The sequence below is a fragment of the Streptomyces katrae genome (genome assembly GCF_000966975.1).
Classification (GTDB): domain Bacteria; phylum Actinomycetota; class Actinomycetes; order Streptomycetales; family Streptomycetaceae; genus Streptomyces; species Streptomyces katrae.
This window is the reverse complement of sequence record NZ_JZWV01000122.1, coordinates 1-5,226: the sequence shown is the minus strand read 5'-3', so window position 1 is coordinate 5,226 and position 5,226 is coordinate 1. Positions and strand designations below refer to the sequence as shown.

The 5,226-nt window shown below is 76.4% G+C and carries 5 protein-coding genes; 1 reads left to right on the top strand and 4 read right to left on the bottom strand.

What is annotated here, in order from left to right; genetic code table 11:
- Positions 1–84: 84 nt before the first annotated feature.
- Both yaaA and VR44_RS06650 read right to left on the bottom strand, forming a co-directional pair.
- Positions 85–885 carry a peroxide stress protein YaaA gene (yaaA, locus tag VR44_RS06655; protein ID WP_045946442.1) on the bottom strand — a complete coding sequence of 267 codons (801 nt, stop codon included), beginning with the start codon at positions 883–885 and terminating at the stop codon, positions 85–87.
- 261 nt (positions 886–1,146) lie between these two features.
- Complete coding sequence (locus tag VR44_RS06650) at positions 1,147–2,103, bottom strand: ArsR/SmtB family transcription factor (RefSeq protein ID WP_052713489.1); 957 nt, start codon at positions 2,101–2,103, stop codon at positions 1,147–1,149.
- A 250-nt stretch (positions 2,104–2,353) separates the two neighbouring features.
- On the opposite strand from VR44_RS06650, the gene VR44_RS06645 reads away from it, so the two are divergent.
- Positions 2,354–3,796, top strand: a complete 1,443-nt coding sequence (locus tag VR44_RS06645; RefSeq protein WP_045946441.1) for an RNB domain-containing ribonuclease — start codon at positions 2,354–2,356, stop codon at positions 3,794–3,796.
- On the opposite strand, the gene VR44_RS06640 is transcribed toward VR44_RS06645, so the two are convergent.
- Positions 3,793–4,584 carry a hypothetical protein gene (locus tag VR44_RS06640; protein ID WP_045946440.1) on the bottom strand — a complete coding sequence of 264 codons (792 nt, stop codon included), beginning with the start codon at positions 4,582–4,584 and terminating at the stop codon, positions 3,793–3,795. The genes VR44_RS06645 and VR44_RS06640 overlap by 4 nt on opposite strands.
- Positions 4,585–4,595: 11 nt before the next feature.
- Positions 4,596–5,226: MerR family transcriptional regulator (locus VR44_RS06635; protein WP_045946439.1), on the bottom strand; the 631-nt coding region annotated here is incomplete at its 5' end.

The following is a 5,226-nucleotide window of genomic DNA, read 5'->3' as shown; positions in this document are numbered from 1 at the left end:
TTGGGGGCGGAGCCCCCAAGGAACGGGCGAAGGGCGGGTAGGGGAGCTCCGCCCCGCGCAGCGGCCACCCGCACCGGACCCCGGTCAGTGGATCTGGGTGACGACCACGTCGAGGGCCCAGGCCCGCCCCGCCTTCGCCGGGGCCTCGGCCTCGACCACGTACCCCAGGTCCCGCAGCGCGGCCACCAGCTCCGCCGCCCCCGCCGGCTCGGCCCCGGCCAGGAGCAGGTCACGGACCAGCCGCCCCTTCGTCGCCTTGTTGAAGTGGCTCACCACCGACCGCTTCTCCACCCCGTCCACGATCTGCGAGTGCAGCACCCGCACCGTGGCCGTGCGCCCCGCCGTCTCCCCCTTCGGCTTCCACGCCGACGCGTACGCCGACGAGCGCAGGTCCAGCACCAGCCCGTCCCCCGCCGCCTCCGGCATCACCTCGGCCATCGGCGTGCGCCAGTACGCTCCCAGCGCCCCCAGCCCCGGCAGCTTCACGCCCATCGAGCACCGGTACGACGGGATCCGGTCGGTCACCCGCACCGCGCCCCACAGCCCGGAGAACACCAGCAGCGTCCGCTCGGCCAGGGCCCGCGCCGCGGCGGGCAGGTCCGCCAGGCCGAGGGCGTCGTAGAGGACCCCCGTGTAGATCTCCCCCGCCGGAAGGGCCGGCGCCGACCGCAGCGCGGCGTTCTTGGCGACCTCGCCCCGCAGCCCCTCGCTCAGCCCCAGCACCTCGCGCGCCTTGAGCTCGTCGCCCGCGCACAGCTCGACCAGTTCCTCCAGCACGGCCGCCCGCGCCCCGGCCAGCCCGGGCAGCGACAGCGACGCGGGGTCGAGCGGTGCGCCGGAGCCGCCGGCGGCCTTTCCCTCGGAGGGCGGCAGCAGCACGAGCACGGTGGTTCTCCTATCGATGGCACGTCGCGGGGGGTGCGGCCCCCGGGCCAGGGTAGACGGCCCGCCGTCGGCCGGTCACGGGCGAACGGCCACGGCCGTGCCCCGGGCCGCTGGGCCGGGGCGGGCCGTGGCCGCCGGTGGGGGGTCCGTGGTGGGCGGTGCCGCGTCGCCCTCCGTGCTGCGGTGCAGGACCGACTGTCCGGGGTGCCGGCCGGCCGCGTCCAGGTGTTTCGAGGAGGTTCGAAAGACCTGGACGCGGCCTCAGCCGCGCAGTAGGAGGGAGCCCAGTGAGGTCGCCGTGTGCAGGACCGAGTTGCGGTGCCGGGCCGAGCTGATCAGACCCGCCGCGCGCAGCACCGCGGTGTGGTGGCTGACCGAGGCCTGGGACATCCCGACCAGCCGGGCGAGCTCCGAGGTGCTGCGGGAGGCCTCCGAGGTGTGGTGCAGGATCTCCGTGCGGGTGCGCCCGATCAGCGGGACGAGTTTCCGGTCGGCGGAGCCGTCCGGGGAGACCGTGCGGCGTGCGGGATAGGTGAGGACCGGCGGGAGTTCCGGGTCGAGGAGCGAGACCGGGGTACGGGCGCGGAACAGGGTGGGGACGAGGAGCAGGCCCCGCCCGTTGAGGTGGAGTTCCTGGTCGACCGGGTACTGGACCTCGAGCACGGGGGGTCTCCACCGCATGCCCGGTCCCAGCCCCGACAGGACCCCTTCGATGCCGGACTCGGCGGCCGCCTTCGCCTGCGCCGCGTACTCCGCCCGGACCGTGGTCCGCATCGTCTGTTCCAGGGGCGCCACCGCCGCCGCGTGATAGCCGCGCAGCGCTCCGGCGAGGCCCCGCAGTGCCTCGGGTCGGCCCGCGGCCAGGTCCTCCGTCCAGGCGGGGAGCGGGCCGCCGGCCGCGAGGACCGCGAGGTCGCCGCGCAGGTGGCGGGCGGGTGTGGCGGCCAGGGCGTCGAGACCGTGCTCGATGTCCGGGGAGCCGTCGGAGGGGGTGAGGAAGTCGGGGAAGTAGCCGAACGGGCGCACCAGCGGCAGGAGGGTGCGCAGGCCCTCGGGCCGGCGGGCCAGGACCGCGCGGCCCCAGGCGTCGGCCGCCGGGTTGCCGGTGCGGTGCTGGAGCATCCGCAGGCTCAGCACCGTCTCCCACAGCGGGTCCGGCCGGCTGGCCACGCTCGTGCGCGCCAGGTCGGCTCCCGTGAAGTGAATCCGCAACAGCATGTGCCGCCCCGTGACTGAGTTCCGATCGGTTCCGGTGGGTTCGGGCGATCCGCCCCCCACATTGCGCCCCGGCCGGGGCCCGCGTTCCAGGAGGTTTCACGCCGTCGTGCGCGGCCGTTTCCGCGCCGTGTTCCGGTGAGCGGAGCACGGGGCGGGTTTTCCGGACACCCGCGGGGGTGTCCGTACGCCCCTCACCCCCACGCGCCGCCGCCGCCGAGAAGATCTCCCGGGCAGGACATACGCTCGGTCCATGCCACGCCGTCACATGCACATGGCCGGTGCGGACGGTGCCGCCCTGGGCGCCGCGCTGCGTGAGCTGCGGACGCGACTGGGCGTGCCCGGCGCCTTCCCGGCCAAGGTGCTCGCCGAGGCCGAAGGGGCCGCCGCCGCTCCCCGGATGCCCGCCGAGGACGCCACGGACATCCCCCTCTTCACCATCGACCCGCCCGCCTCCGTGGACCTCGACCAGGCCATGCACCTGGTGAAACGGCCCGCGGGCGGCTACCGCGTGCACTACGCCATCGCCGACGTGGCCGCCTTCGTCACCCCCGGCGGCGCCCTCGACGCGGAGGCCCGCCGCCGGGTGACCACCCTCTACTTCCCCGACGGGCGGGTCCCCCTGCACCCGCCCGTCCTCTCCGAGGGCGCGGCCAGCCTGTTGCCGGACCAGGCCCGGCCGGCCCTGCTGTGGCGGCTCGACCTGGACGCCGACGGCCGGGTGGAGACCACCGACGTCCGCCGGGCCGTGGTGCGCAGCCGGGCCAGACTCGACTACGAGGGCGTCCAGAAGGCCATCGACACCGGCACCGCCGAACCCGCCCTGGCCCTGCTGAAGGAGGTCGGGGCCCTGCGCGAGGCACTGGAGACCGCGCGTGGCGGGATCTCCCTGAACGTCCCCGAACAGGAGGTCGTCGCACGGGACGGCTCGTACGGCCTGGTCTACCGGGCGCCGCTGCCCGCCGACGGCTGGAACGCCCAGATCTCCCTGATGACCGGTATGGCGGCCGCCGACCTGATGCTGGCCTCCGGGACCGGGATCCTGCGCACCCTCCCGGCCGCGCCCGACGGTGCGGTGGGCCGGCTGCGGCGGGCGGCGCAGGCCCTGCGGATCGACTGGCCCCACCACGTCCCGTACGCCGCGCTGGTGCGCTCCCTGGACCCCCGGATCCCCGCGCACGCCGCGTTCCTCCAGGAGTGCACGGCCCTGCTGCGCGGCGCCGGGTACACGGTGTTCACGGGCGGCGAGCGGCCCGAGCACGCCGTGCACGCGGCGGTGGCGGCGCCGTACACGCACTGCACCGCCCCACTGCGGCGCCTCGTCGACCGCTACGCCGGGGAGCTGTGCGTGGCGGCGGCCGCGGGGGTGGCGGCGCCCGGCTGGGCGCGGGAGGCCCTGACGACGCTGCCGCACGAGATGCGGGACGGGACGAGGCTGGCCAACTCCGTGGAGCGGGAGTGCGTGGACCTGGTCGAGGCGGCCGTGCTTAAGGACCGGGTCGGGGAGACCTTCGAGGCCACGGTCATCGACGTCGAGGAGCGGGACCCTCAGGACGGGACGGTGCACCTGGAGGACCCGGCGGTGGTCGGCCGGGTCAAGTCCCCGGCCGGCCCCCTGCCGCTGGGCGACCGCATCCGCGTCCGCCTGACCCAGGCCGACCCCGGCACGGCGAAGATCCTCTTCGCTCCGGCCTAGGCGGCGGGCTGCCGCAAGGCGGTGACCAGGGCTCGGGGGTCGTCGGCGTGGAAGCGGACCGTACGGGCCCGCGCGCGGGCGCCGAGGGGGCGGCGGAACTCCAGCGGGCGGTTCAGCTCCAGGGTGACCGTCGTCTGGCTGCCCACGATCAGGTCGAGCACGCCGTCCTCCGTGAGGGTGACCAGCCGCCCCTCGGGGTAGCGCCGGTCCACCCGGGCCGAGGCCACCGCGTCCGGCGGGACGGTGAGGTCGAACAGGGCCCCGTAGCGGATCCGCAGCGTCCCGTCCGGCCGTACGACGTGGGGGCGGGTGACGCAGGCGGCGTGCAGGGCCAGCACCAGCAGCATCCCGTAGACGTCGAGGACGAGCACCACCCGGTGCACGGCGGGCCAGGGGATGAGCAGGGCGAGCCCGACGGTCTCGATCACCGACACGAAGAGCAGCCCGTACATCATCGCCGTCTGCGGCCCGGTGTAGGCGGCGGCGAGGTCCCCCGGGCGCACCCCGTGCGGGCGGCGCGCCACCCACCGGCCGAGCGAGGCGCAGGCCCGCAGCTCGTGCAGCAGCAGCCGGCGCACCCGCTCCGGCACCACGGCCCGTACGGCCTCCCTCCAGGAGCCGGTGCGCCGCCGCAGCGAGCCCAGCAGCCAGCCCTCCAGCAGCAGCACCCCGAGCACCAGCCCCTCCACGCCGCCCGTCACCCAGACGGGCGGCCGCACCCCGGCCGCGAGGCACAGCACGAGGAGCACCTCGCCCGGTACCGCGACGCCGGCCACGACCCGGGCCACCCGGACACCCCTCACCCGTTCCCCCTCCCCACGAAGGCCGCCATCACCCGGCGTACGACCTCCGCCTGGGCGGGGGCGTACTCGGCGAGCAGCGCCTCCCCGAAGCCGGGGACGACGGGGCCGGCGGACGGGATCGCGTCGAAGGCGGCGGCCGGGACGGCGGCGACCATCGCCTCCGCGAGCGGGCCGATCCGGGGGTCGTCGGCGGGGGCGTCGGCCAGCTCGTCGAGCCGCTCGTAGAGCGCGAGCACGTCCGGGTCGGCGGCCAGCGGCCCCAGGACGGCGTACAGCCCCTCCCCGACGGCGCCGGTCGCGTCCAGCAGCGTCAGGTGCTCGCGGTCCTTGGCGGCGGCCGGGGAGTCCGTCGGCGGTGCCTTCGCCAGCAGCGCGGCGAGCGCGGGCGACACCGGCTCCCCCTCGCCGGGCCCGGCGGCGAGCAGCACCGCGAGGCGCCTGCGCCGCTCGGCCAGCGCGGCCTCCTGCCGGGCGAGGTCGGCGTCGAGCTCCGCCAGCACGTCGGCGAGCTCCCGCCCGGCGTCGTCCGCGAGGACGTCGCGCACCTCGTCCAGGCTCAGCCCGAGTTCGGTGAGCCGGCGCACCCGGGCCAGGAGCACGGCGTCGCGCACGGTGTAGGCCCGGTAC